Annotated in this window: 19 protein-coding genes; 13 read left to right on the forward strand and 6 right to left on the reverse strand. The window is 40.2% G+C overall.

Going from position 1 to position 24475, the window contains the following annotated elements:
- Nucleotides 1-569 precede the first annotated feature (569 nt).
- A complete protein-coding gene (locus POD11_RS01635) occupies nt 570-1292 on the forward strand; it encodes a pirin family protein (RefSeq protein WP_262456077.1) in 723 nt (240 codons plus the stop codon).
- 77 nt (nt 1293-1369) lie between these two features.
- On the opposite strand, the gene POD11_RS01640 is transcribed toward POD11_RS01635, so the two are convergent.
- On the reverse strand, nt 1370-1990 hold the full coding sequence (locus tag POD11_RS01640; RefSeq protein ID WP_002163161.1) for a TetR/AcrR family transcriptional regulator: 621 nt from the start codon (nt 1988-1990) through the stop codon (nt 1370-1372).
- A gap of 524 nt (nt 1991-2514) precedes the next feature.
- Here POD11_RS01640 and POD11_RS01645 point away from each other — a divergent pair.
- From POD11_RS01645 to POD11_RS01660, 4 genes are all read left to right on the forward strand, one after another.
- A complete protein-coding gene (locus POD11_RS01645) occupies nt 2515-3474 on the forward strand; it encodes a metal-dependent hydrolase (protein WP_125698620.1) in 960 nt (319 codons plus the stop codon).
- Nucleotides 3475-3538: 64 nt separating this feature from the next.
- Nucleotides 3539-4372, forward strand: coding sequence for an SDR family NAD(P)-dependent oxidoreductase (locus POD11_RS01650; protein WP_262456080.1), 834 nt, complete (start codon nt 3539-3541; stop codon nt 4370-4372).
- 22 nt (nt 4373-4394) lie between these two features.
- The gene (locus POD11_RS01655) at nt 4395-5918 is read left to right on the forward strand and encodes a flavin-containing monooxygenase (RefSeq protein ID WP_262456081.1); all 1524 of its coding nucleotides are present in this window, start codon (nt 4395-4397) and stop codon (nt 5916-5918) included.
- A gap of 113 nt (nt 5919-6031) precedes the next feature.
- On the forward strand, nt 6032-6910 hold the full coding sequence (locus tag POD11_RS01660; protein WP_262456083.1) for a class I SAM-dependent methyltransferase: 879 nt from the start codon (nt 6032-6034) through the stop codon (nt 6908-6910).
- A gap of 59 nt (nt 6911-6969) precedes the next feature.
- On the opposite strand, the gene POD11_RS01665 is transcribed toward POD11_RS01660, so the two are convergent.
- Nucleotides 6970-7890 (reverse strand): LysR family transcriptional regulator, encoded by a 921-nt coding sequence (locus POD11_RS01665; RefSeq protein ID WP_016141783.1) that lies wholly within the window; start codon nt 7888-7890, stop codon nt 6970-6972.
- Nucleotides 7891-8128: 238 nt separating this feature from the next.
- Here POD11_RS01665 and POD11_RS01670 point away from each other — a divergent pair, with 238 nt between their 5' ends.
- The 3 genes from POD11_RS01670 to ttdB are packed head-to-tail and all read left to right on the forward strand — an operon-like array spanning nt 8129 to nt 10981.
- The gene (locus POD11_RS01670; protein ID WP_086400112.1) at nt 8129-9427 is read left to right on the forward strand and encodes an MFS transporter; all 1299 of its coding nucleotides are present in this window, start codon (nt 8129-8131) and stop codon (nt 9425-9427) included.
- Nucleotides 9428-9476: 49 nt separating this feature from the next.
- Complete coding sequence (gene ttdA, locus POD11_RS01675; protein WP_002163154.1) at nt 9477-10376, forward strand: L(+)-tartrate dehydratase subunit alpha; 900 nt, start codon at nt 9477-9479, stop codon at nt 10374-10376.
- A complete protein-coding gene (ttdB, locus tag POD11_RS01680) occupies nt 10373-10981 on the forward strand; it encodes a L(+)-tartrate dehydratase subunit beta (protein WP_000722967.1) in 609 nt (202 codons plus the stop codon). Before ttdA ends, ttdB begins: the two co-directional genes overlap by 4 nt.
- Before the next feature lie 44 nt (nt 10982-11025).
- Here the strand turns inward: ttdB and POD11_RS01685 are convergent, their stop codons facing one another.
- Complete coding sequence (locus POD11_RS01685) at nt 11026-12039, reverse strand: AraC family transcriptional regulator (protein ID WP_262456085.1); 1014 nt, start codon at nt 12037-12039, stop codon at nt 11026-11028.
- Between the two features lie 136 nt (nt 12040-12175).
- On the opposite strand from POD11_RS01685, the gene POD11_RS01690 reads away from it, so the two are divergent.
- The 4 genes from POD11_RS01690 to POD11_RS01705 all read left to right on the forward strand — a co-directional run bounded on the left by POD11_RS01690 (nt 12176) and on the right by POD11_RS01705 (nt 17226).
- The gene (locus tag POD11_RS01690; RefSeq protein ID WP_262456087.1) at nt 12176-13663 is read left to right on the forward strand and encodes a flavin-containing monooxygenase; all 1488 of its coding nucleotides are present in this window, start codon (nt 12176-12178) and stop codon (nt 13661-13663) included.
- A 44-nt stretch (nt 13664-13707) separates the two neighbouring features.
- Entirely contained in the window at nt 13708-14562 is an 855-nt protein-coding gene (locus POD11_RS01695) for an SDR family NAD(P)-dependent oxidoreductase (protein ID WP_262456089.1), read from the forward strand.
- Nucleotides 14563-14634: 72 nt separating this feature from the next.
- Nucleotides 14635-15528, forward strand: a complete 894-nt coding sequence (locus POD11_RS01700) for an alpha/beta hydrolase (protein ID WP_262456090.1) — start codon at nt 14635-14637, stop codon at nt 15526-15528.
- Nucleotides 15529-15555: 27 nt separating this feature from the next.
- Complete coding sequence (locus tag POD11_RS01705) at nt 15556-17226, forward strand: GMC family oxidoreductase (RefSeq protein ID WP_262456091.1); 1671 nt, start codon at nt 15556-15558, stop codon at nt 17224-17226.
- Between the two features lie 62 nt (nt 17227-17288).
- On the opposite strand, the gene POD11_RS01710 is transcribed toward POD11_RS01705, so the two are convergent.
- The 3 genes from POD11_RS01710 to POD11_RS01720 form a co-directional block, all read right to left on the reverse strand.
- Nucleotides 17289-19487 (reverse strand): OsmC domain/YcaO domain-containing protein, encoded by a 2199-nt coding sequence (locus tag POD11_RS01710; protein ID WP_016802978.1) that lies wholly within the window; start codon nt 19485-19487, stop codon nt 17289-17291.
- A gap of 252 nt (nt 19488-19739) precedes the next feature.
- Complete coding sequence (locus tag POD11_RS01715) at nt 19740-21020, reverse strand: OprD family porin (RefSeq protein WP_262456092.1); 1281 nt, start codon at nt 21018-21020, stop codon at nt 19740-19742.
- Nucleotides 21021-21051: 31 nt separating this feature from the next.
- Nucleotides 21052-22398 (reverse strand): MFS transporter, encoded by a 1347-nt coding sequence (locus POD11_RS01720; protein ID WP_262456093.1) that lies wholly within the window; start codon nt 22396-22398, stop codon nt 21052-21054.
- A gap of 372 nt (nt 22399-22770) precedes the next feature.
- On the opposite strand from POD11_RS01720, the gene POD11_RS01725 reads away from it, so the two are divergent.
- Nucleotides 22771-24456, forward strand: coding sequence for an arylsulfatase (locus tag POD11_RS01725; RefSeq protein ID WP_262456094.1), 1686 nt, complete (start codon nt 22771-22773; stop codon nt 24454-24456).
- The last annotated feature ends 19 nt before the right edge of the window (nt 24457-24475 follow it).

Consider the following 24475-nt stretch of genomic DNA (forward strand, 5'->3'; position numbering starts at 1 on the left):
AAAAATTATAGCTTTGTGAATATTTTCACATTTATTTACAATAACACACTCTTACTCAAATATTTGAAAATAAAAGTGATTTTTAATTATTTATAATACTCTTAATAATTATTAAACTTTTCAATTGAAAAGTAACTTTATTTTATATCAGCTTATTTTAGTTATTTTTAATATTAGCTTTTTATCAGTTTTAATTATTAAGTTATTTTAAAGATAGAGCATAGACAAATGTGTATATGGCTTAAAATTTCTTTGTATTTAGTAAGCCTTAAATAAAATAAAAATAAGTTAGTTTTGTCGATGGGGTTTTCTCGAAACTTGTTTCTTTAGCGACTAATTTTTTGTATTTGCTGTTTAACTTATAAACTAAAAACTTCTACCCAAAGAATTCCACATATCGTTTAAAAATAATTTTTTTTGTTTCTTTGCTTTTCTGTCTATAAGCAAAACTACGTCCTATTTTTTATCGTTCCATAAATCGCACCAAGCTTTCTATTTTCAGTGCTTCGCTCCTATAAACGCTACGATAAACTGTGCTCAGATAAAAAATTAAATGAGGAGAATACATCATGTTTGATATGCGTTTATCTCACGAACGTGGTGCAGCACATCATGGTTGGTTACAATCAAAACATAGCTTTTCATTTGCTAACTATTGGGACCCTAAACAAGTTGGTTTTTCAGACCTACTTGTAATTAATGATGATAACGTTGCTCCATCTAAAGGCTTTGGTACCCACCCTCACCGTAATATGGAAATTATTTCTTATGTGCTTGAAGGTGCATTAGAGCATAAAGACTCGATGGGTACAGGTTCTGTGATTGTGCCGGGTGATATTCAGCTCATGAGTGCAGGTCGTGGCGTTGCTCATAGTGAATTTAACCATTCAGCTCAAGAAGGCGTTCATTTCTTGCAAATTTGGGTTGTTCCAAATAAAGTGAATACAGATCCGGGCTATCAACAAGTTCATATTGATGAAGCAGACAAACGCGGTAAATTGCATTTGATCATCTCACCAAAAGGTGGCGAGAAAACTTTGTCGATCAAACAAGACATTAATATTTACTCAGGTCTTTTTGATGGTGAAGAAACTACTGAATTTGTGATTCCTGAAAGTCGATATGTTTACCTACACGTTGCTAAAGGTCGTGTCGATGTAAATGGTAAAACATTTAACACTGGCGATGCTGCACGTATTCGTGAAGGCGGAAGTTTATCGTTTACCAATGGTGATAACGCCGAAATTTTGATTTTCGATATGCGTCCTGAAGAAGTTCCAACCATGCCATAATGCAACTAAGCCCTCGCATAAAATTTATGTGAGGGCTTTTTTATTGTTGATCGGACTTATAAAAATTCTAACTCAGCTCAATGTTCTTCTGAACGTGCCATCTCTGTATTGATATAGCTCATAATCATCGTGGTTAGCCCCTGCACCATTTCGTCAAAACTAATATAAGGGTTTGGCAAAATAAGATGCCGTGCGACGTTAAAAATTCCACTGTTAATACAGATATAGGTAATTACAGGCAAATTATTAATTTTTAGGTATTTAGGATTATGCATCATATATTTCATGATGACTTCCATTAAAGCCTGTTCAATTTTGGGAATATATTTGTCGTACTGTAATTCTCCTGCATAACGTAGAACAGTCAAATAGCGGTCGTTATTTTTCTTTAATAAATCACTAAAAGTATAAAAAATCATTTCAATGACAGGCTCTAACTCCAACTGTAAAATCGTCGGGGTAAGCTCTGTAATCATGTCCAGAATTTCCCGAACAAAAAAGTGATTCATCGCATCATAAATTTCTTCTTTATTTTTAAAATATTCGTATAAAGACCCGACACTCACACCTGCAATCTCTGCAATATGACGTGTTGTAGTACCACTTGGTCCATGAAGTGCCACTGCAATAAAACCTGCTTCAATAATCGTGTCGACAGTGACTTTGGCTCGAGTTTGACGAGGTTTACGCGTAGTCATACGATCTAATCAATAATCCGAACATAAAGTCAGATTAGCATGTAATTTGACTCGGTAGAAATAAAAAAACAAAATCCGAATAGTTGTCAAACTTAGTTGGAAAAATTCAGAAAAGCAAAGCTTAATCTCTCAATCAATTTATAATTTAACTTATTACTTTTGTAGAAAAATATATATTTAACTTATTGTTTTTTAAAAATATATGGCAAAATTAATTAAAAATCTTATCTCAAAAAATGTCTATAAAATACTTTTATATATTTAAAAATTTACCCGAATTGAATCCGAACATAATGTCAGATTAATATGAAAAAATTAAAGAAGACTCATTAAGTAGCTCTTGTCTACATCGGCTCTTCTTTCCGTTATTCAGCCAAATAATCAAACAAATAACGGAGCAACAACACCGTAGTCAATGCAGAGAATCATCTGCTTTTGAAAATGGAATTTTATAGTGCTTTGTTGATCATTGAGTTTATTCATTTTCATCAAAATGCACCACTACTTTGCCTCAGGGTGTCGCCATGATCTCGACCGCAGTTAAAAAATCATTCAAAAAACTTACATTTCAGCGTGAAATTGAGTTACCCGATTTTGCTAGCAAAAGTTCAATTCCAATTCGTCATTTAAATATTGGTTTTGATGGTAAGGAAATTGATGTCAGATTCTATATGGACAACCAATTTGCTACTTTGTTTTTTGCCACGCTTTCGGTGTTTTTAACCTATGGTGAAGATCTAGTGATTGAAACCGCTCGTCACCACCGTGAATTTATTAAAGATCCAATTTTAAAACAGCGCGTTACTTCGCTGATTGGCCAAGAGGCAATTCATTCAAAATTGCACAATGAATATAACGATGCCCTTCAAGATGCCGAATATCCTGTTGCGCTCTATCGTTTTCTTGGCTCGAACTTCTTTAAATATGTTTTCTTAAAGTTTCCACAACCACTCAAACTATCAATGATGGCGGGTATTGAGCATTTTACTGCGGTACTTGCTGAATACATGATGAAGCATGAAAAGAACTTCTATTATTCAGATGATGCAAAAAGCCGTGCATTGTGGATGTGGCATATGCTTGAAGAATCTGAACATAAAGATATTGCCTACGATGTCTATCAACTTTTAAATGGTAGTTATCCACTGCGCGCATCTGGTTTCTTCCTCGCTTTAATTACCATTTTAGGTTTAATCCCTGCGACTACATTATTTGTGCCTGTATTAAGAAAGCCGCAAGAGATGCTGACTTTAAAATTCTGGAAAGATGCTCGTCGCGGTGTAGGCTTAATCTTTGGTCCAAAAGATGGAGTTTTTGGCAGTACAATTGGTCAAATTCTTGACTACTTACGTCCAGACTTTCATCCGAATGATCATGATACAACTGAATATCTTGAGTATTACAAAAAGAAATTGCTGACCGAAGGCGGTGCAATTGCTCCTTATTTTGTTAAAGAATTTACCCCACCAGTACGCATGTCTTAATCGTCCTGCATTTCCAGCTATCAAAAGGTAGCTGGTATCTTTTCAAGCTATTTATGGATGAATCATGATTTTATTTGGCAAAAAGAAAGTTAAACCAAGCCAAAAAGCTTATGCCGTAGTGACGGGTGCAGGCAGTGGGATTGGTCGAAGTTTTGCAGTTGAACTGGCAAACCGTGGTGGCAGTGTAGTGTGTGCAGATATTAATCTCGAAGCTGCTGAAGAAACTGTAAAGTTAATTGAACAGTTAGGACAAAAAGCATTTGCTGTAAAGTGCGATGTTGGGCAAGCAGAACAAGTACAGGCTTTGGCTGATCAAGCAGAACAGTTACTTGATCATCCGATAACACTCATCATTAATAATGCGGGTGTGGGATTGGGTGGTAAGTTTGACGAGCTAAGCCTAGAAGACTGGAACTGGGTCATGAATATTAACCTTTGGGGTGTCATTCACGGTTGTCATGCCTTTGTTCCAAAGTTTAAAAAGTTAGGTTACGGCGCGATTATTAATGTGGCATCTGCGGCATCGTATACGGCTGCACCAGAAATGACTGCTTATAACGTGACTAAAGCTGGTGTGCGTGCGCTCTCAGAAACGCTTTCTGCCGAACTGAGTAAGTTTAATATTAAAGTGAATGTACTCTGCCCTACCTTGGTCCCTACCAATATCATTAAAAATGGTCGGATTCCTGGACGCTATTCAAAGCTTGCAGACCATGCACTGATGAACTATGCCTTAACAACAAGTGATGATGTTGCAAGATTAACGCTTAATCGCCTTGATCAAGATGGGCTTTATACCATTCCTCAAATTGATGCGAAGTTATTCTGGCTCATGAAACGTGCATCTCCAAGCTTGTATACCAAGTTCCTTGGCACATCGTACAAATTATTTAAATAAGAAATTTATAGGTAGTACACATATGACTGCGCAAATGAAAACAAATGCTTCAGCAAAAAAAGCTGTCAAATCACCAAACCATATTTTCGATACTTTTATTGTGGGTGCAGGCATTTCAGGGATCGCTGCTGCCATTCGCCTAGATCAAGTTGGTTATACCAATTATAAGATTATTGAAAAAGCTGGCCGCGTGGGTGGAACATGGCGTGAAAACACCTATCCAGGTTGTGGTTGCGATGTACCGTCTGCTCTTTATTCTTATTCATTTGCACCAAGTGCAAAATGGAGCCATTTATTTGCGCGCCAACCAGAAATCTTAAGTTATCTGGAAGATGTGAGTAACGAATTTAATGTTACCTCTAAAATCGAATTTAATAATGAATTGCTGAATGCGGCATGGGATGACTCACGTCACGTGTGGGTACTGGATACCACGACTGGTCAATATTTGTCTAAAACCGTTATTTTTGCCACAGGTCCAATTACCGAAGCTCAAATCCCACGTCTTGAAGGCCTAGAAACATTTAAAGGCGAAATGTTCCATTCGGCTAAATGGAACCATGATTATGATTTGACAGGTAAACGTATTGCCGTGATTGGTACTGGCGCATCTGCCATTCAGTTTGTGCCACAAATTCAACCAAAAGCGAAAGAACTTTTTGTATTCCAACGTACAGCACCTTGGGTACTACCAAAACCAGATACGGACTTGGGTGAATTTAGTAAATCAGTGATTGCTAAATATCCAGCTATTCAGGCGAGCTGGCGTAAAAGTGTAGCGTTAACACTCAATGCAATTAACTTTGGTTTACGTAACCCCCTTGCCCTAAAACCAGTAAATGTTTTGGGTAAGCAATTACTTAAATTGCAGATTAATGATCCTGTGCTACGCAAAAATGTCACGCCAAACTTTGATATTGGCTGTAAACGTATTTTATTCGCTAACAATTACTACCCTGCGCTACAAGCACCAAATACGACTCTCATTCCTCATGGTTTAGTGAAAGTTGAAGGCAATACGGTGGTTGCTGCCAATGGTGAACGTCACGAAGTTGATGTGATTATTTGGGGTACAGGCTTTGAAGTATCTCACCCGCCAATTGGTAAACGTGTCCACAATGAAAAAGGTCAATGTTTACAAGATATATGGAAAGATAGTTCGCCAGAGGCTTACTTGGGTACCAACATTGAAAATGTACCAAATGCATTTTTAGTTTTGGGTCCTAACGTACTGGTCTATGACTCTTTCATTGGTTTGGCAGAAGCACAGCTCGACTATATCGTAGATGGCTTATTGAAAATTAAAAACAAAGGAATTAGCAAATTAAATGTTAAATCTGATGTGATTAAAAAGCATAACGATTTAGTGCAAAAACACTTGCAAACAACGGTATTTAATAGCGGCGGATGTAAGAGTTACTATCTTGATGCAAACGGACGTAACTTTGCCGCATGGCCTTGGTCATTGAAAAAGCTGAAACAACGTTTGAAAAAAGTAGATTTGAAAGATTATGAAGTGACGTATCAAACGACAAAAACTCACTAATTTGTAATTTCGATCAAATCAGTTGTAAGAAACAGGCAGTGTATTTTAGGTTTTCATGAAATACACTGCCTTCTTCGTTGAATATCTTCAAGAAATAAAAAAACAGGATAAAGATGAAAGAAGGTCAATCAAGTCGTACCGCCGAAGCTGCCGCTGCATTACGGGCCAATCATTTTCAAAATGCAAAGAACCCTGTATTTTCAGACCCTTATGCTTTTGAGCTAACCAGTAAAGGCTGGAAAAAACTGCTCTCTAACCCACTGATTGTTAAAGTCATGAATTCTTCGGTTTTAAACCGCACTTTAGGTTTACTTACTGGGCAAGTGGTCGGACGCTCTCGCTATGCCGAAGATTTACTTGATCAGGCAGTTCAAAAAGACACTCAACAATATGTGTTAGTGGGTGCTGGCCTAGACTCTTTTGCACTACGTGAATCACACCATTACCCTACTTTGAAAATCTTTGAAGTAGACCATCCTGACACTCAAGCTGCCAAACAGGCCAAGCTAAAAAAACTAGGAAATATTCCTGCTACCGTTGAGTTTGTCGCGATTAACTTTGAAAAAGAGTCTATTTCGGAAGCTTTGACTAGAAGTCTCTATGAGCCAACCGTTCCTGCATTTTTTTCGTGGTTAGGCACAACGCACTATTTAAACCCTCAAACTACCCTAGAAACTTTAAAAAGTATTGCTAACTTTGCTGCAAACGGTAGTGAAGTGGTACTCGACTATTCAACCGATTTTCAGGAATTAAACGGTATTGAGCGACTTGGAAGCATGGGTGTTGCACAATTTACTCATTTGCTGAAAGAACCTTTATTAGGCCAATTCAAACCAAAAGATTTACATCAGTCCGTGGAGCAGATGGGATTTGAAGTAGTCGAAGATCTTTCTGGTGAAGCCATTACTGAACGATATTTTAATGCGCGTATTGATGAAATTCGCCACACTTCAGCCACACGTTTATTACATTTGCGTTTAAATAGAAAATAATGTTGAAAGCCAACTTAGACTTTAAGTTGGCTTTTTTATAATTAAGATTAGTCCTATCATTACCAGCTTGAACGCGGCTCTGGCCCATCGACATGCTGATTTAAAAATTGGCGTAAATGATCTAAAAAGTGCGCGACTTTAGGTGATAGATTCAGTCTCTCTAAATACACCGCATAGACATCTGCGGGTGGTGTTTCATAGTCCGCTAGCACTTGAACCAATCTGCCACTTCTTAAATATTTTGCTACGTCCCATTCTGCTCGCATCAAAATACCGTAGCCTTCTAAAGCCCAATTTAATGCGACTGCCCCATCATTGGTACTCAGTTGCCCATGAACTTTAACAGTTTCAACCTGTTTGCCATGACTTAACCGCCAATTCCCATAAGCAGAATCATTTTGCCGAATCACAATGCACTGATGCTGTGTTAAATCATGGGGAGTGAGCGGTTGCCCTGCCATTTTTAAATAGCTAGGTGATGCACATAATAAACGGCGGTTGGCTGCCAATTTTTTGGCAATTAGACGTGAATCGGGTATTTCGCCAAAGCGGATTGACACATCAATGGCTTCATCTGGCAGATTAATCGGGCGGTCAGTTAAATGCAGTTGAACATCGACATCAGGATAGATTTTGGCAAATGTAGAAATTGCTGGCGCAATATAAGAACGACCAAAGCCTAAAGGTGCATTCACACGCAATACCCCTTTGGGCGCTGCCCGACTACTTGAAACCAAACGCTCCATTTCGTCAATCTCTTTTAAAATACGAACCGCATTTTCAAAGTAGACCTCACCCTCACTGGTTAAGCTAATTCGGCGTGTTGTTCTATTTAAAAGCCTTACTCCTAAACGCTCTTCAAGTTGAGTTAAACGTCTAGAAACCGCAGGTGGAGTCAAGTTTAACTCTCGTGCCGTCGCGACAAGACTTCCCTGTTTAACCAATAAACAAAAGAAAGCTAATTCCGTATCTGCGTTCATGATTATTAAGTTTTTTGCAATAGTGATTTAACTTTATATCGATTCATCAGTTTTTTAAAGGGTTTAACATCCATTTCATTGTTTCCCGACATAAGTCGCCTCTTATTTAAGAGTATAAAAACGTCCGCAGAAGGAATGCTGTGGATGAACGGGAAAAAGCCATCTAGCCGAATGAATAGCGGTAAAGAAAGCGAAAACTACCAATCAGGATTGGTAGTCATGAATATGGAGTCATGACATGGAAATGGATATTGAAAAGCGAACGTTACGTCGAATCACGTGGAGAATCGTACCGTTTATTATGTTGTTATACCTTGTAGCCTATATCGACCGCGTCAATATTGGCTTTGCCGCACTCACCATGAAAGAAGACCTAGGCTTTACCGCCTCAGTTCTCGGGTTTGGTGCCGGAATTTTCTTTTTGGGCTATTTCTTATTTGAAGTCCCATCCAACATTATTTTGCATAAAGTCGGTGCCCGTATCTGGATTGCTCGAGTCATGGTGACTTGGGGTCTGATTGCAGCGGGAATGGCATTTGTAGAAAGCTCAACCAGCTTTTACGTTATGCGATTTTTACTCGGTGTTGCCGAAGCGGGTTTCTTTCCGGGCATTATTTTGTACTTAACTTACTGGTTCCCTGCACGCCATCGCGCTGGTGTGATTGCTTTATTTATGGCAGCCGCCCCAATTGCCACAGCAGTTGGCTCACCAATCTCTGCCGCGTTACTTGAAATGCATGGAATTTGGGGACTCGCTGGCTGGCAATGGATGTTCATTATTGAAGCAATACCAGCACTCATTTTAGGCGTTGTCGTTTTTAAATATATGACTGACCGTCCTGAACAAGCCACTTGGTTAAAACAGGATGAACGCGAATGGCTTGTAAAAACGATGAAAGAAGAAGATGTCGGGAAAAATGCACCTCAGCATCACAGCATTCTTCGCGGTCTTGCCAACCCACGAGTACTTGCCCTTGCATTGATTTATTTCGGAACATCGGCTGGACTTTATACCCTCGGCATCTGGGCACCACAAATTATTAAACAGCTTGGCGTAACGTCTATGACCGTCGGGCTTTTAAATGCCATTCCACCAATCGTTTCTGTCATTGCCATGGTTTTATGGTCTCGACACTCTGACCGCACCAATGAACGTACATGGCATGTTGCTCTCGCATGTTTAACCGCAGCAGTTGGCCTCGCAATTGCAGCTGGCACACACAATGTCATTGGATTAATTGCGGCACTTACCATTGTGAATGTCGGTATTAGCTGTGCCAAACCACCACTATGGAGCATGCCAACCATGTTCTTGTCAGGATCAGCCGCAGCAGCAGGCATTGCCACGATTAACTCAATCGGAAATTTAGGTGGGTTTGCAGGCCCTGCCATGATCGGCTGGATTAAAGATCAAACTGGAGATTTCACAGGTGGACTCTATTTTGTTGCAGGACTACTCATTATCTCGACCTTACTGACACTAGTGCTGAGCTTCTCCCAAAAAGTGAAAGTAAACACTGCCAAAGCCACCCACTAACCTTATTTACATCAATTAGATCTGAACAAGTTTCTTCAAGGAGCACAACATGGACAAAGATATTGCCGTCCAGTCCCTTACGGACACCATGGCCAAATTTACAGCTTATATTGGAAAACGCCTACCTAAAGATGTGAAAAGCAAGTTAATTGAACTGCGTACTTTAGAAACCAATCCTCTTGCTAAATCAGTTTATGATTCGATGGAGGAAAATCAGCAAGCTGCGGATAAACTCAACCGCCCAAGCTGTCAAGACACGGGTGTCATTCAATATTTCGTTGAAGCAGGTGCTAACTTCCCTTTGCTTGGTGAACTTCAAGATATTTTGAGCGAAGCAACTGCTGAAGCAACACGCATAGGTCCTTTACGTCACAACGCTGTTGAAACCTTTGATGAAAAAAATACGGGCACCAATACGGGTACTCAAATTCCATGGTTAGACTGGCGTATTGTGCCTGAACTCGACACTTGTACCATTGATGTCTATATGGCTGGTGGCGGTTGTACCCTACCGGGTGCGGCAAAAGTTTTAATGCCAGGTCAAGGCTACGAAGGTGTTGCTGAATTTGTGATGGATGTTATTACCGAACGCGGTGTAAATGCCTGCCCACCGTTGCTGGTTGGTGTTGGCGTATCAACTTCGGTTGAAACCGCAGCTCGACTTTCTAAGCTCGCCATTATGCGTCCGGTTGACTCAACAAGTGATAATCCACGCGCTGCCTTAATGGAGCAACTGTTAGAACAAGGTCTTAATGAAATTGGTATTGGTCCTCAAGGACTCACAGGTAATAACAGTGTAATGGGAGTCAATATTGAATCTTCTGCACGCCACCCATCAACCATTGGGGTTGCCGTAAATACAGGTTGCTGGGCACATCGCCGAGGCAAAATTAAGATTAACCCAGATATGTCTTATGAAATCTTATCTCATGAAGGAGTTGTACTATGAAAAAAATTCTGACAACCCCTATTAAAGATGAAGATCTTTTAGACCTTAAAGTCGGTGATGTGGTTTATTTGACTGGCCGTTTAGTGACTTGTCGCGATGTTGCCCATCGCAGACTGATCGAACAAGGTCGAGAACTACCAGTTAATCTTGAAGGCGGAGCGATTTTTCACGCTGGCCCTATTGTGCGCAAGAAAGGTGAAAATGACTTCGAAATGGTTTCGATCGGACCAACAACAAGTATGCGAATGGAAAAATTCGAGCGGGAATTTATCAAACAAACTGGCGTTAAGCTTATTGTGGGTAAAGGCGGAATGGGTCCAGAAACAGCTGCTGGATGTCAGGAAAATATTGCTGTTCATGCCATTTTTCCAGGTGGATGCGCAGTGCTTGCAGCAACTTTGGTTGAAGAGATTGAAGGTGCTGAATGGCAGGATTTAGGTATGCCAGAAACTCTTTGGATTAATCGAGTAAGAGAATTTGGTCCTCTCATTATTTCTATCGATACAAAAGGCAATAATCTGATTCAACAAAACAAAGTTGAGTTTCAGGCCAAGAAAGCTCCAATTTTAGAAAAAATCAGCAAACAACTGAGCTTTATTAAATAAATCACTCTTTAGATGAAGGGAAAGCAAAAGCCCCTTCATCTTTTTTATTTTTGTACTAAACGCATGGCATGAGGTGTTTTGCCATGCCATCTTTTATAAGCATGAATAAAACTGGCTGTTTCTGCATAGCCCAACCACTCTGCAATCTGTTCAACTGAAGCCTTAGGCACGGTCAAATATTGCTCTGCTAAAACCTGTCTAACTTCTTCACGAATCTGGATAAACGTCATCTCTTCTTGCGCTAAATGGCGACGTAAAGTTCGAGCATTTAAATGCAGTCGATTGGCAACCACTTCCATGGATGGCATTTCACCGCGAATATTCATCAATTGTTGTTGCACCAATGCAGTAAACTTCTTTTGTGACTGACGTTTATCAAGAATTTGCCGACATTGCTCTTCAGCTGTATGTAAAACCAGATCATTCGCCATCTGCAATTTCTGGTCGACTTTGTGCGCATCGAGTAGAACAAAATTCCGGCCTGCGCCAAACTCTGGCAAGATGCCAAACAAATCTATATAAGGTTGTACATCGTGTTTAGGCTGAAAAGAAAAAGCCAAATACTGGCAAAAATTATCTTGTACTAAGTCGCGTTGCACCGTAATAAGCGCGGCAGCATCACGTTGAATAATAAATTGTCTAACCGAAGATGGTATATCTCCATCTGTGAGTTCAATAAGAGTGCCGTCTTTAGTGTCTGAAACAATAAAACGGGTAAACGCAAATGTTAACGAAAAATAAGTCAGTGCAAAATCAAGCGCTTCACGGATGCTAGCACTACTTATAAGCGCCATGCCTAAAGGTCCAAATGTGGTGAAATGGTAACGTGTACCTACTTCTAAACCTAAAGTTGGCCGATCTTCAAAGAGTTCGACTAAATTATGAATGAGCTGTAATTCCTGTTGTCCTGACACCACCATATTCGGGTCAAGCAACTGCTGTTGACTCAGTCCTGTTCCGTCTAAAATGGTCTGATAAGAAGCACCTGCCTCTACTGCAAAATCAGCCATGAGTCGGACACTATGTATGCTGCGTTCAAATGCCCAAGCGTACGTCACTGTACTTTCCAAAATGTCCTCGAATCACAATATTTTGTCCTCATCCATCCTCTAAATCAAGTTAATAAACGTCTATTCTGCATACAGGAAATTGCGATTTCTTCGCCCACTGTTTTTAAGGATTTTAGAGCAGCCTATGTTTAATTCGACGTCTAATTCAAATAAAAATGTACGTATCGCTATTATAGGTACTGGTTTCGGAGGCTTAGGTTTAGCCATTCGACTCAAACAAGCAGGTTTTGAACAATTTACCCTCTTTGAAAAAGCTGCTGATGTCGGCGGTGTATGGCGTGACAATACTTACCCTGGTGCTGCATGCGATGTACCTTCTCATTTGTATTCTTTTTCTTTTGAACAAGAGCTGGGCTGGAAAAATCGCTACGGGACATCTCAAGAGATTTATCAATATTTACGCCACTGTGCCGACAAATATGATATTCGTCCGCATGTCCAATTTAATACTGAAATTGCCAGTGCCGAATTTGATGCCCTACAGGGTGTATGGCGCATTCAAAGTACGACTGGTGAACAGTTTGAAGCTGAATTTTTAGTCGGTGCGGTGGGTCAGCTTAACCGCCCTGCCTATCCGAAACTTAAAGGTATTGAAAACTTTAAAGGTAAAGCATTCCACTCAGCGCGTTGGGATCATGACTATGATTTAACTAGCAAACGTGTTGCGGTAATCGGTACAGGTGCAAGCGCAATTCAGTTCGTACCTGAAATTGCAAAACAGGTTGCTCATCTCGATGTTTACCAACGCTCAGCACCCTACGTGATTCCTAAACCAGATCGGGTTTACCAACCTTTAGAGAAAAAGGCTTTCCGTAAATTGCCAATTTTGCAAAGTCTGGATCGAGCTTTGCAGTATGGTCATCATGAAATTCGTTTGCTGGCCTTTACCACTTCTTTAAATGAAATGCCTTTGGTGGAATATTTATTCCAGCGTCACATCCGTAAAGTCGTCAAAGATGGGAAGTTACGCCATCGTTTAATGCCGGATTATCCTATTGGCTGCAAGCGTATTTTAATTTCAAATCATTGGTATGAAACCCTGACTCAGCCTCACGTAGACGTCATTAATACAGGCATTCAAGAAATTACCGAAAACGGCATTTTAGATACGAAAGGAAATCTACGTGAAGTCGACACCATTATTTATGGTACAGGCTTTGCCGCAACAGAATTTATGGCGCCAATGCAGATTACAGGTCTTGATGGTCGTACCTTAAAAGACACATGGAAAAATGGTGCAGAAGCTTATCTCGGCTTAACTGTGAGCGGCTTTCCAAACTTCTTTATGCTCTATGGCCCAAACACCAATCTTGGGCACAACTCAATTGTTTATATGATTGAAAGCCAAGTGAATTATATTTTAGATGCTATCCAGACAACCTTACAAAACAAACTTTTGTTCACCAATGTTCGTGCAGAAGTTCAACATGAGTTCAATCAAAGCATTCAAGAAAAAATGAAAAAAACTGTCTGGGCACAAGGTTGTACCAGTTGGTATCAGACTGCTGACGGCAAAAATACCAATAATTGGCCAGGTTTTACCCTTGAATATCGTCAACGCACTCGTCGCTTCGATATTGAAAACTACAATCAGGTTTCGGCTGTTTCTTAAACAAGCTTCACCATAGGAAATGAGAAAAATAAACGGAGAATTTTATGAAGTCTTTTAAAAATAAAGTCGCAGCTGTGACAGGTGCAGGTTCTGGGATTGGACAAGCACTTGCCATTGCACTCGCCAAACAAGGTTGCCATCTGGCACTTTCTGATATTAGTGAAACAGGTCTAACCAAAACTGTCGAGCTGTTAGCACCCTATTCTGTCAAAGTGACTACTCAAAAAGTTGATGTCGCTAAACGTGATGAGATTGCGGCTTGGGCAAAGACCGTTGTAGATGAACATGGTCAAGTTAATTTAATTTTTAACAATGCGGGTGTCGCAATTGGTAGCACGGCTGAAGGTGTGAGCTATGAAGATCTTGAATGGCTCATTGGTATTAACTTTTGGGGTGTGGTTTATGGCACCAAAGAGTTTTTACCTTACTTAAAGCAAAGTGGTGATGGGCATATTATTAATATTTCTAGTATGTTTGGCTTAACAGCTCAACCGACCCAAAGTGCTTATAACGCCAGTAAATTTGCTGTTCGTGGTTTTACCGAGTCTCTACGCCAAGAACTCGATATGCAAAATGTTGGAGTGAGTGCGACCTGTGTGCATCCGGGTGGTATTCGTACCAATATTGCCAAAGCTGCCCGTATAAACAATAGTGTCCAGTCTTTAGGAATGGATCCTTTAAAAAGTCAGGATGCTTTCGATAAATTACTTCGCACCCCAGCCGATGATGCAGCTCAACAAATTTTAGAGGCTGTGCGCAAGGACCGTCGCCGCTTACTCATTGGAGCCGATGCGAAGGCCGTTGATGTCATTCAACGTATTCTTCCACAGGGTTACCAAAAGATTTTTGCAACTGCGACTGCATTGCAAACTCGTCTACTCAATAAATCAGCAAAATAAAAATAGTGGTCAGCATACACTTAATTTTAAGAGATGCTGACTGATATTAAATGCTTAGTATGAGTCCTTATTATGAAGCAGCTTCTTGCATGGACTATTCGTACCACACTACGTCCAGCTTTATCTCCAAAAACACCCGTAAAGCTTCAGCGCTTATGTAGCGATGCAGCTAGTGCTATCGTGCTTGGGCCACGTGGCTATAAAACAAAAAAGCAAACCATCGCTCAAGTACCGACAGTCCATATTCAGCCCAAAACGACTCAATCAGGACTTGGCATCTTATATTTACACGGCGGTGGCTATGTAGTTGGTAGCTCAAAAAGTCATACCAAGCTTGCTGCACAAATCGGACATGCAGCTCAAGCACAAGTCTGGTTACCTGAATATCGCCTAGCCCCTGAACACCCAAGCCCAGCTGCTCTTGAAGATGTCATTGCAGTTTATAAAGCCTTACTTGCTCAAGGACAAGACCCTAAAAAACTTGTGATTGCTGGCGACTCTGCGGGTGGTGGACTCAGTTTAAGTACTACTATTGCAATACGAAATGCAGGGTTACCGTTACCAGCGGCATTAGTTTTACTTTCACCTTGGGTTGACTTAAGCCTTTCTGGAAGCACGATGAAAACGCATGCTATTCAAGATGCAATGCTGTCCAAAGACTGGTTAGCTTGGTGTGCAAATAACTACTGCGGCCAAAAATTGCTAACCGATCCAACCTGTTCTCCACTCTATGCTGACTTAACTGGTTTACCACCTATTCTGATTCATGTCGGTACCGAAGAAGTTTTATTAGATGATGCAAAACGCCTCGCTGAACAGGCTAAAAATTACGACATTTCGACGAACTTACGGGTTTATGACAAAGTCGGTCACGTTTTTCAATTTCATGCAGGTATACTAAACGAATCCGATGACTCAATTGAGCGCATTGGGCAATTCATTGATAAACATACGCAGTCAATATAAAAAATATCACAGACAGGAGCCTTTGGCATGGCATCAAACAGTTATGATTATGATTATTTAATCATTGGTTCAGGCTTTGGCGGCAGTGTTTCTGCCTGCCGACTAACCGAAAAAGGCTACTCAGTTGCTGTAATGGAAATGGGGCGACGCTGGAAAGCTGAAGATTTTGCTAAAAACAACTGGAATACCCGCCGCTGGATCTGGCGCCCGGGCATGAAACTTTTCGGTTATTTCAATATGCGATTTTTTCGCCATGTCACCATTATTTGCGGTAATGCTGTAGGCGGTGGTTCAATTACTTATGCTAATACCCTGCTCGTTCCACCCGAACATATTTGGGATGAAGGTACGTGGGCAGATGCAGCAGACTGGAAAAATGAAATGCCACAGCACTATGCTGAAGCAGAGCGTATGCTTGGAGTGACGGATAATAAAATTTTAGGTCCTGCCGACCATATGCTAAAGAAAATGGGCGATGCAGTTGGGGTTGGACACACATTTAAGCCCACTCGTGTTGCAACGTTCTTTCCACCCGAAGGTGAAGAAGGCGGGAAAACCTACCCTGACCCTTATTTTAACGGTGAAGGACCAGACCGCGGAACCTGTACCGCATGTGGCGGCTGTATGACAGGTTGCAAACACAACGCAAAAAATACCTTAGATAAAAACTATTTGTACTTTGCCGAAAAAAATGGCGCCAAGGTTTACGAAGAAACCAAAGTTGTTGATGTTAAACCCCTCAATGGTAAAGCAGATGGCAGCGATGGCTATGAAGTCACTACCGAATGCTCAAGCTCATGGTTCAATAAACAACGTCGTACATGGCGTGTTCGCAACGTCATTTTCTCGGCTTCCTCTTTGGGCACCCAAGAGATGTTGTTCCGCTTAAAGCAATCAGGTTCGCTGCCAAATATTTCCGATGATTTGGGTAATCGGGTACGTACCAATGCCGAGTCGATTTTAGGGGTTCGTTTCTTTGATAAAGATGTCGACATGAGTAAAGGCGTTGCGATTGGCTCAAGTATTTACATTGACCATGATACTCATATTGAAGCGACTCGCTATCAAGGTGGTTCCGATGCCATGGGCCTTATGTGTACTTATATGGCAAAAGGTAAACCAGGTTGGACCCGTATTTTTTATTGGTTATGGATACTCATTAGCCACCCACTTATATTCTTACGCATGAGCAACCCTGTTGGCTTTGCACGGCAAACCTTAATTTTCTTGGTGATGCAAACTGCCGATGCTTCCATTAACATGCGTTTAAAACGAAATTGGTTCTGGCCTTTTGGCAAGGTTTTATCTAGTGAAGGTAAAAAACTTCCTGTTTATATTCCTCAGGCCAACACCTTTACTGAAAAAGTCGCAAAAATGTTTAATGGTCACCCGATAACTACCATTACTGAAATTTTGTTTAACGTGCCTTTTACTGCTCACTGCATGGGTGGCTGCGCGATTGCATCTAGCTCAGAGCAAGGTGTAGTCGATGGAAAAAATCGTGTGTTTAACTATAAAAACTTATATGTCGTAGATGGTTCAATGTTAGGTGCCAATTTGGGCGTTAACCCAAGTCTCACCATTACAGCTCTAGCAGAACGTGCGATGTCTTATATTCCGGCTAAACACACTTTGGATGAGCAACAAGATCATCTAACCTCTACACAAACTGTAGAGATCACAAAAGCCTCTGCTTAACATAGCAATTTGTTTTATAAAAAAAGCCTATTTAAAAATAGGCTTTTTTTTCACGTTTTAAATTACATCGCCACGGCTTTAGCACGAGCTGCATGCAATTTTTTATAGCTCTCGATCAGACGTAAATGGCGATCAAGTCCTTCTAGTTTCATGCTGGTTGGTGTTAAACCATAGAAACGAACACTACCATCAACAGAACCTAATACCGCGTCCATTCGCGTGTCACCAAACATACGACGGAAATTCGTAAGGTAATCTTCAAGCTCGAGTTCTTCATCCAACATCACTTCAAGCACTACGTTCATGCACTGATAGAATAAGCCACGCTCAACGGTGTTGGTGTTATATTGCAAGTAAGTTTCGACAAGCTCTTTTGCTTCTTCAAATTGTTGTAAGGCAACATAAATCAGCAATTTCAGTTCTAAGATGGTGAGCTGCCCCCAAACTGTATTGTCATCAAATTCGATGCCAATGAGGGTAGTGATTTCAGTGTAATCATCTAGCTCGCATTCTTCTAAACGCTCAACCAATGCTTCAAGCTGCTCATCATCCAAACGATGCAGATTTAGAATATCTTCACGGAATGAAAGTGCCTTATTGGTATTATCCCAAATCAAATCTTCAACAAGATAAATTTCTGAATAATCCGGTACTAAAATACGGCAAGCAGTCGCACCTAAGTGCTCATACACTGCCATATACACTTCTTTGCCCATTTCTTCGAGAATACCGAACAATGTTGCAGCTTCTTCTGCATTCGACTCTTCGCCTTCTCCAGAAAAATCCCATTCCACAAAGTCGTAGTCAGATTTAGAACTAAAGAAGCGCCAAGAAACCAAACCGCTCGAGTCAATAAAGTGCTCAACAAAGTTGTTTGGCTCAGTGACCGCATTACTTTGGAAAGTCGGTTGTGGTAAATCATTTAAGCCTTCAAAACTACGACCTTGAAGTAATTCTGTCAGACTACGTTCTAATGCAACTTCAAAACTTGGATGCGCACCAAAAGATGCAAACACCCCACCCGTACGTGGGTTCATTAAAGTCACACACATTACTGGGAACTGACCGCCTAACGATGCATCTTTAACTAATACAGGGAAACCTTGCTCTTCTAAACCTTTAATACCGGCAACAATACTTGGATATTTCGCTAATACGTCTTCAGGAACGTCTGGAAGTGCAATTTCACCTTCTAAAATTTCACGTTTAACAGCACGTTCAAAAATTTCTGACAAGCATTGAACTTGGGCTTCTGCCAAAGTGTTGCCTGCACTCATACCATTACTTAAGTATAAGTTTTCAATTAAATTTGATGGGAAATAGACAACTTCACCGTCAGACTGGCGCACAAAAGGTAACGAGCAAATGCCACGCTCTACGTTGCCTGAGTTAGTGTCATATAAATGTGTGCCCAACAACTCATCATCTGGGTTGTAAATCTCAAGACAATATTCATCTAAGATTTCTTTAGGTAATTCACCATTTGGACCCGGTTTAAACCATTTTTCATCTGGATAATGCACAAATTCAGCATTGGCAATATCTTCACCCCAGAACTGGTCGTTATAGAAGAAGTTACAGTTTAAACGCTCAATAAACTCGCCTAATGCAGAAGCTAAAGCACTTTCTTTTGTTGCGCCTTTACCATTGGTAAAACACATTGGAGACTGTGCATCACGAATATGTAATGACCATACATTTGGCACGATATTACGCCAAGATGCGATTTCGATCTTCATGCCCAAATTTGCCAAAATGGCAGACATATTGGCAATGGTTTCTTCTAACGGTAGGTCTTTACCTTGAATATAGGTATGGTTTTCAGAAGTTAAGCTTGGCAATAACAATGCTTGTGCATCTGCATCGATGCTTTCCACTTCTTCAATAATAAATTCAGGACCCGTTTGAATCACTTTTTTAACAGTACAACGGTCTATCGAACGTAAAATCCCTTGGCGATCTTTCTCTGAAATATCGGCTGGTAATTCAATTTGAATTTTAAATGTTTGCTTATAGCGGTTTTCAGGGTCAACAATATTATTTTGCGATAAACGAATATTATCGGTTGGGATATCTCGAGCGGCACAATACACTTTTACAAAGTACGCTGCGCACAATGCTGACGATGCTAAAAAATAGTCAAATGGGCCCGGTGCCGAACCGTCACCCTTGTAGCGAATTGGTTGATCGGCAATTACCGTAAAGTCATCGAACTTAGCTTCCTGTCGAAGATTGTCGAGATAATTAACCTTGATTTCCATGCTGGCACCTAAATATTTTTATGTGTCAGCACAGACACATAAAATTCTAAATATTGAAAAATAAGCCGAATCACAGCGAAGAAATTGACTTAAAAAAATGAGAGATTAAAGCCATGTGTTTAATGAGAGACTCAATTGGCTTTAATAAGATTGGCGGTATTATAGAGTGATTTTGTGCAGTTGATAACTAAAGTTAAAACATTGCTGCTCACAATGTTTTAACTTGTCTTAAATTTAGTTAAATATTAATCATTAAAATTTAAAGGTGTAATCGACATTTAACCGCGTTTCATTTGTCGAATGAAAGGTCATATTAGTCGGCATATCGTTGCGATAATGAGAAAAGCGAGCACGCATTCCCAAACCTTTTAACTTACCTTCAGGAATTTTATAGCCCAAATCAAATTCCATCGACTCTTCTTTAAAACGCTGATCGCCGTATTGCAACAAATCAATGTCTTCACCTTTTGCATAGCGGGTCATAAAGCGTAATCCGTTTAATGAAACATCACCTATCCGCGCATTTTTAAAGTCATATTCGTAACGAATCGAATAGACTTTTTCATCTTTATTCGAATAGTCCGAACTCATAAAATCAAGCACAACAGGACTTTCGGTTCCTGACAAAAACGGCAGACCAGTTGAGCCAAATGACTGCATGTAGCCCAAAGAAACCGTATGGTTTTGATAGTTCAAACCAAATAGGCCGCTCACATGTCGGTTATCAACCTCTCCTATTTTTTTACTTCCAGCTTCCTCACTATTAAAAAAACGTACATCACTTAAAAAGTTAAGCTGATCATTTAAAGGTTGTTTGCCGTTAAAGCCCAAAAATTGTTGCTGGTAAATATCTTTGAGTTCAGCATGATAAGCACGTAAACGATAGTCCTTTAACTGATAGCTTCCACCTAATGTATAAAAAGAATCAGTTGTTGCCGCTTTGTCGAAACGATGGTTAATATTGTCCGTTCCAACATCGGTATAACGAATCGAATCACGCTGCCGTACTTCGTCGACATAAAATCCTTCAAGTTGAAGATTGGGAATTTCATTTGAAACAAAACGGATACCGCGATAAGTCTGTGGAAACAAACGCGCTGGCGATGAAAATATAGTCGGTAATTGCGGAACTAAATCACCCACAAAAAGCTCATTTTTTCTAAATTTAGCCTTCCCTGTAATGCCGATTTTTCCATAATAATCATCACGCGAGTTATCGGTATTCACTGGTAATAAGCCACTACGTGCATAGTCATCAGCATGGCTTCCCATCAGGTTAAAACCTGCCATTGCCAGTACATCAACACCAAACCCAACTGTCCCTTCGGTATAACCAGACTGTCCTTTAAAAATTAAACCCTGCGCCCAGTCTCTGGCTGCTGTATAAGGATAAGGATCTTTTTTATAGTCTCGGTCAAAGTAAAAATTACGTAGTGTCAGCTCAGCTTTACTGTCTTCAATAAACTCGGCATGCACGACTTGACTAAATAATGGGCACAAGCATACCCCCACCCATAATGGTGTCTTTTTCATTTTTTATCTCAACTATTTAATTTTTAATGGATTAAGGTGCTGTTTTAAGCGAGTAGTTTTGCTCTTTTTGACTGCGGTAAAAAGCATTACCTAAACTTAAAATCAGGAAAATAGCTAAAATAAAGACCACACCGTAATAGGCATAAAGTGTTGCGGGAGCAATACCTTTATCCAGAAAAACACCTGCAACTGTTGGTGATAAAATTGCCCCAATACGACCAAAACCAATCGCATAGCCCACGCCACGACTACGGATTTCGGCATTATAAATTGTTGGAGAAATCGAATATAAACCTGCCACACAGCCATTAATGAGTGTGCCGAGTAATAAGCCGACTATGAGAGCAATACTCACTTGAGCCGAGACTGCGACAAATAGGAAAACACATGCCGAAGTTAGCCCTAAAAACAGGCTTAAGGCATAGAAAATTTTCATGCGCGAAGCGAGTAAACCAATAATGGCTGCCCCGAAAATTCCGCCAATACTAATTAAAATACCGGTACTTACGCCTTGCTCTGGTGACATTCCCATTGAAATTAGAATTTTTGGTGTCCAGCTCATGACAAAGTAAAAGCCAAACATCACTAAAAAGAATGCAAACCACAAACAAAGCGTTTGAAATCCAAGTTGTCCAGCAAATAATTTGCCCAGCTCACTGCCATTTTGCGTGCTGATTTTTTCATAACGCGGTATAACTGGTAATTCGTTTAGCCCCATACGATTTACAGTTGCATTAATTCGTTCTAGTGCCTGTTTTGGTCGTTTCGCGAGTAAGTAATCTAAAGATTCAGGTAATAACCATGCGCTGATCAGCAGCATTGCAATGGTAGTAACCCCTCCTGCTAAAAAGATTGAGCGCCAACCTAAATGCTCAATCAATGCCAGTGATAGTACCCCGCCAAGTGTCGCGCCAATTCCGTAACCGGTAGACATTAAACTCACTGCAAGACTGCGCCAGCGAGCATTGGCATATTCACTTGCCAATACATTACTACTCGCAAGGATGCCCCCCACCCCAATTCCGGTAATAAACCGAAGTGCAGCTAACATGCCGTGGCTTTGTACAAAAGCACAGCCCAGCATGCTAAGACCTGCAATGACAAGACAAACTAAGATGAGTAAACGGCGACCGATTTTATCGGCTAAAGGCGCGAGAAAAATTGAACCAGCAGCCATTCCAAAAAGGCCAGCACTTAACAACAAGCCAATTTGTGCGCCTGAAAGTGACCATTCTGCTGACACGGATGGAGCAGTAAATGCCATTACCATCACGTCAAAGCCATCAATAATATTGAGACAAATACAGATCAAAATGACGAACCATTGATAGCGGCTCATGTTGTTTTGATTGATCTCACTTAGAACGTCTCTTTCCATTTGTGTATCTCCCTTGGATAAGACATACACACGACATTGCTAGATGAGCGATTGGGTGGTTATGCATATCCGTATCCATAATGACCTAGAGGAATATTTGTTTTTTGAGCATCCTGCTCTTTTTCTATACTGAATATTTGGATCCAAAAAATCAACTAAAATTATAAACGGATTATTAAAAAGTATATAAACATATAAATTATATAAGTATAAAATTATTAAAAACATAAAATTAGGATGCCTGAATATTTTTATGGATCCATATTAAAAAATCTATTATGATCGATTCCAGAGCATTTTTTAGCCAAAAAAAGCTCAGTTTATTTCCAGGAAATGCAAGATGCATTTTTAAAACTTCAAAGGATTGTTGTTATGAAACTCAAAAGAGTAAGCCAGCTTACATTAGGACTTTTTTTTGCCAGCCAATTGTTTTACACAGCGCAAGCAGCACCTCCAAAAAATCAACAACCACCTAATATCATGATTATTTTGGCCGATGATCTTGGATTTTCAGATATTGGTGCCTATGGCGGCGAAATTAAAACTCCTCATATTGATAGCCTGTTAGAGCAAGGAAAAATGCTTTTTAATTTTCATGCTTCATCGATGTGTTCACCTACTCGTGCACAGCTTATGACAGGTGCAGATAACCACTTGGTGGGTTTAGGTGCCATGTATGAAACTTCAAAAAGACAAGAAAAATTGGTTGGCGCCGATAGTCCTCGTGCACTACTCAAAATTGACGGATATTCAGGTCACTTAACGCAAAATGCTTATACACTCGCAGAAATTTTAAAGACTAAAGATTATTACACCTTCATGGTCGGTAAATGGCACTTAGGTTATGCTCCCGAACAAAACCCTAAAGCCCGTGGTTTCGATCAATCTTTTGCCCTGCTCGATGGCTTCGATTTACACTTTAAAGACCAACCTAAAAACTATCCGCGCAATACCCAGTACACTGAAAATGGTCAAAAGGTTACTTTGCCTGACAACTACTACTCCACCGACTTTTTTACACAAAAAGCCTTTGAGTACTTAGATAAAAATAAAGCACAAAAACCATTTTTTGCTTACCTAGCCTATACGGCACCACACTGGCCATTACAAGCACCTGCTCATTATAGAGACTTATACAAAGGTAAATACGATCAAGGCTACGATGCGATTCGCAAACAACGCTTTGAACGTCAAAAGAAATTAGGATTAATTCCTGCAAATGCAGAATATCCAGTCGAGCGCGGCAATCAAGCTTTAGGGACCAAAAGCTGGAATGAACTCACCCCACAAGAGCGCAAATATGAAGCGCGCAAAATGGAAGTTTATGCCGGCATGGTCACTCAGTTAGACGATCGCGTGGGTGATGTCATTCAGTATCTTAAAAAGCATCATTTATATGACAACACTTTGATTGTGTTTATGTCAGATAACGGCGCTGAAGGTGGTGATCACAATTTCCCAATGGGTGATGCCGACAATCGTTATGAAAATATAGGCAACGCCAGCTCATATGTTTATATGGGGCCACGCTGGGCTGAAGTGAGTAGCACACCATTTACCCACTGGAAGTCAGCTGCTTCAGAAGGAGGAATACGAGTTCCATTTATTGTTAAATCGCCTACGCAGATTTCTAAACAACGTGGAATGAACAACAACTTTGCGACAGTCAGAGATATATTCCCAACTGTGATGGAGCTAGCTGGGATTCAAAATAATCAAATCTATCCAGCCACAAGCACCAAAATTAAACCGTCGGGCTTTAGCTTGATTCCTGCTTTTAAAAACAATAATGCGCGCATTCGACCAGTCAATTATTATGACTTCAAAGAATTACATGGCAGCCGCTACGCCAAAAATGACGAATGGAAACTCGTTGAAAACTCACCTTCTAAATTTAAGAGCCACGGCTGGGAACTCTACAACTTAAAAACAGATTTCAATGAGCAACATAATGTTTACGCAGCACATCCCGATATCGCTAAAGTCTTAAATGATAAATATCTAAGATATGCCGATGAAAATGGTGTCGTGGATTTTGAGCAATACAACAAAAAGTAGGAAAAACCAGATGAAACAG

This window comes from Acinetobacter sp. P1(2023), from assembly GCF_028367635.1.
Classification (GTDB): Bacteria; Pseudomonadota; Gammaproteobacteria; order Pseudomonadales; family Moraxellaceae; genus Acinetobacter; species Acinetobacter pittii_E.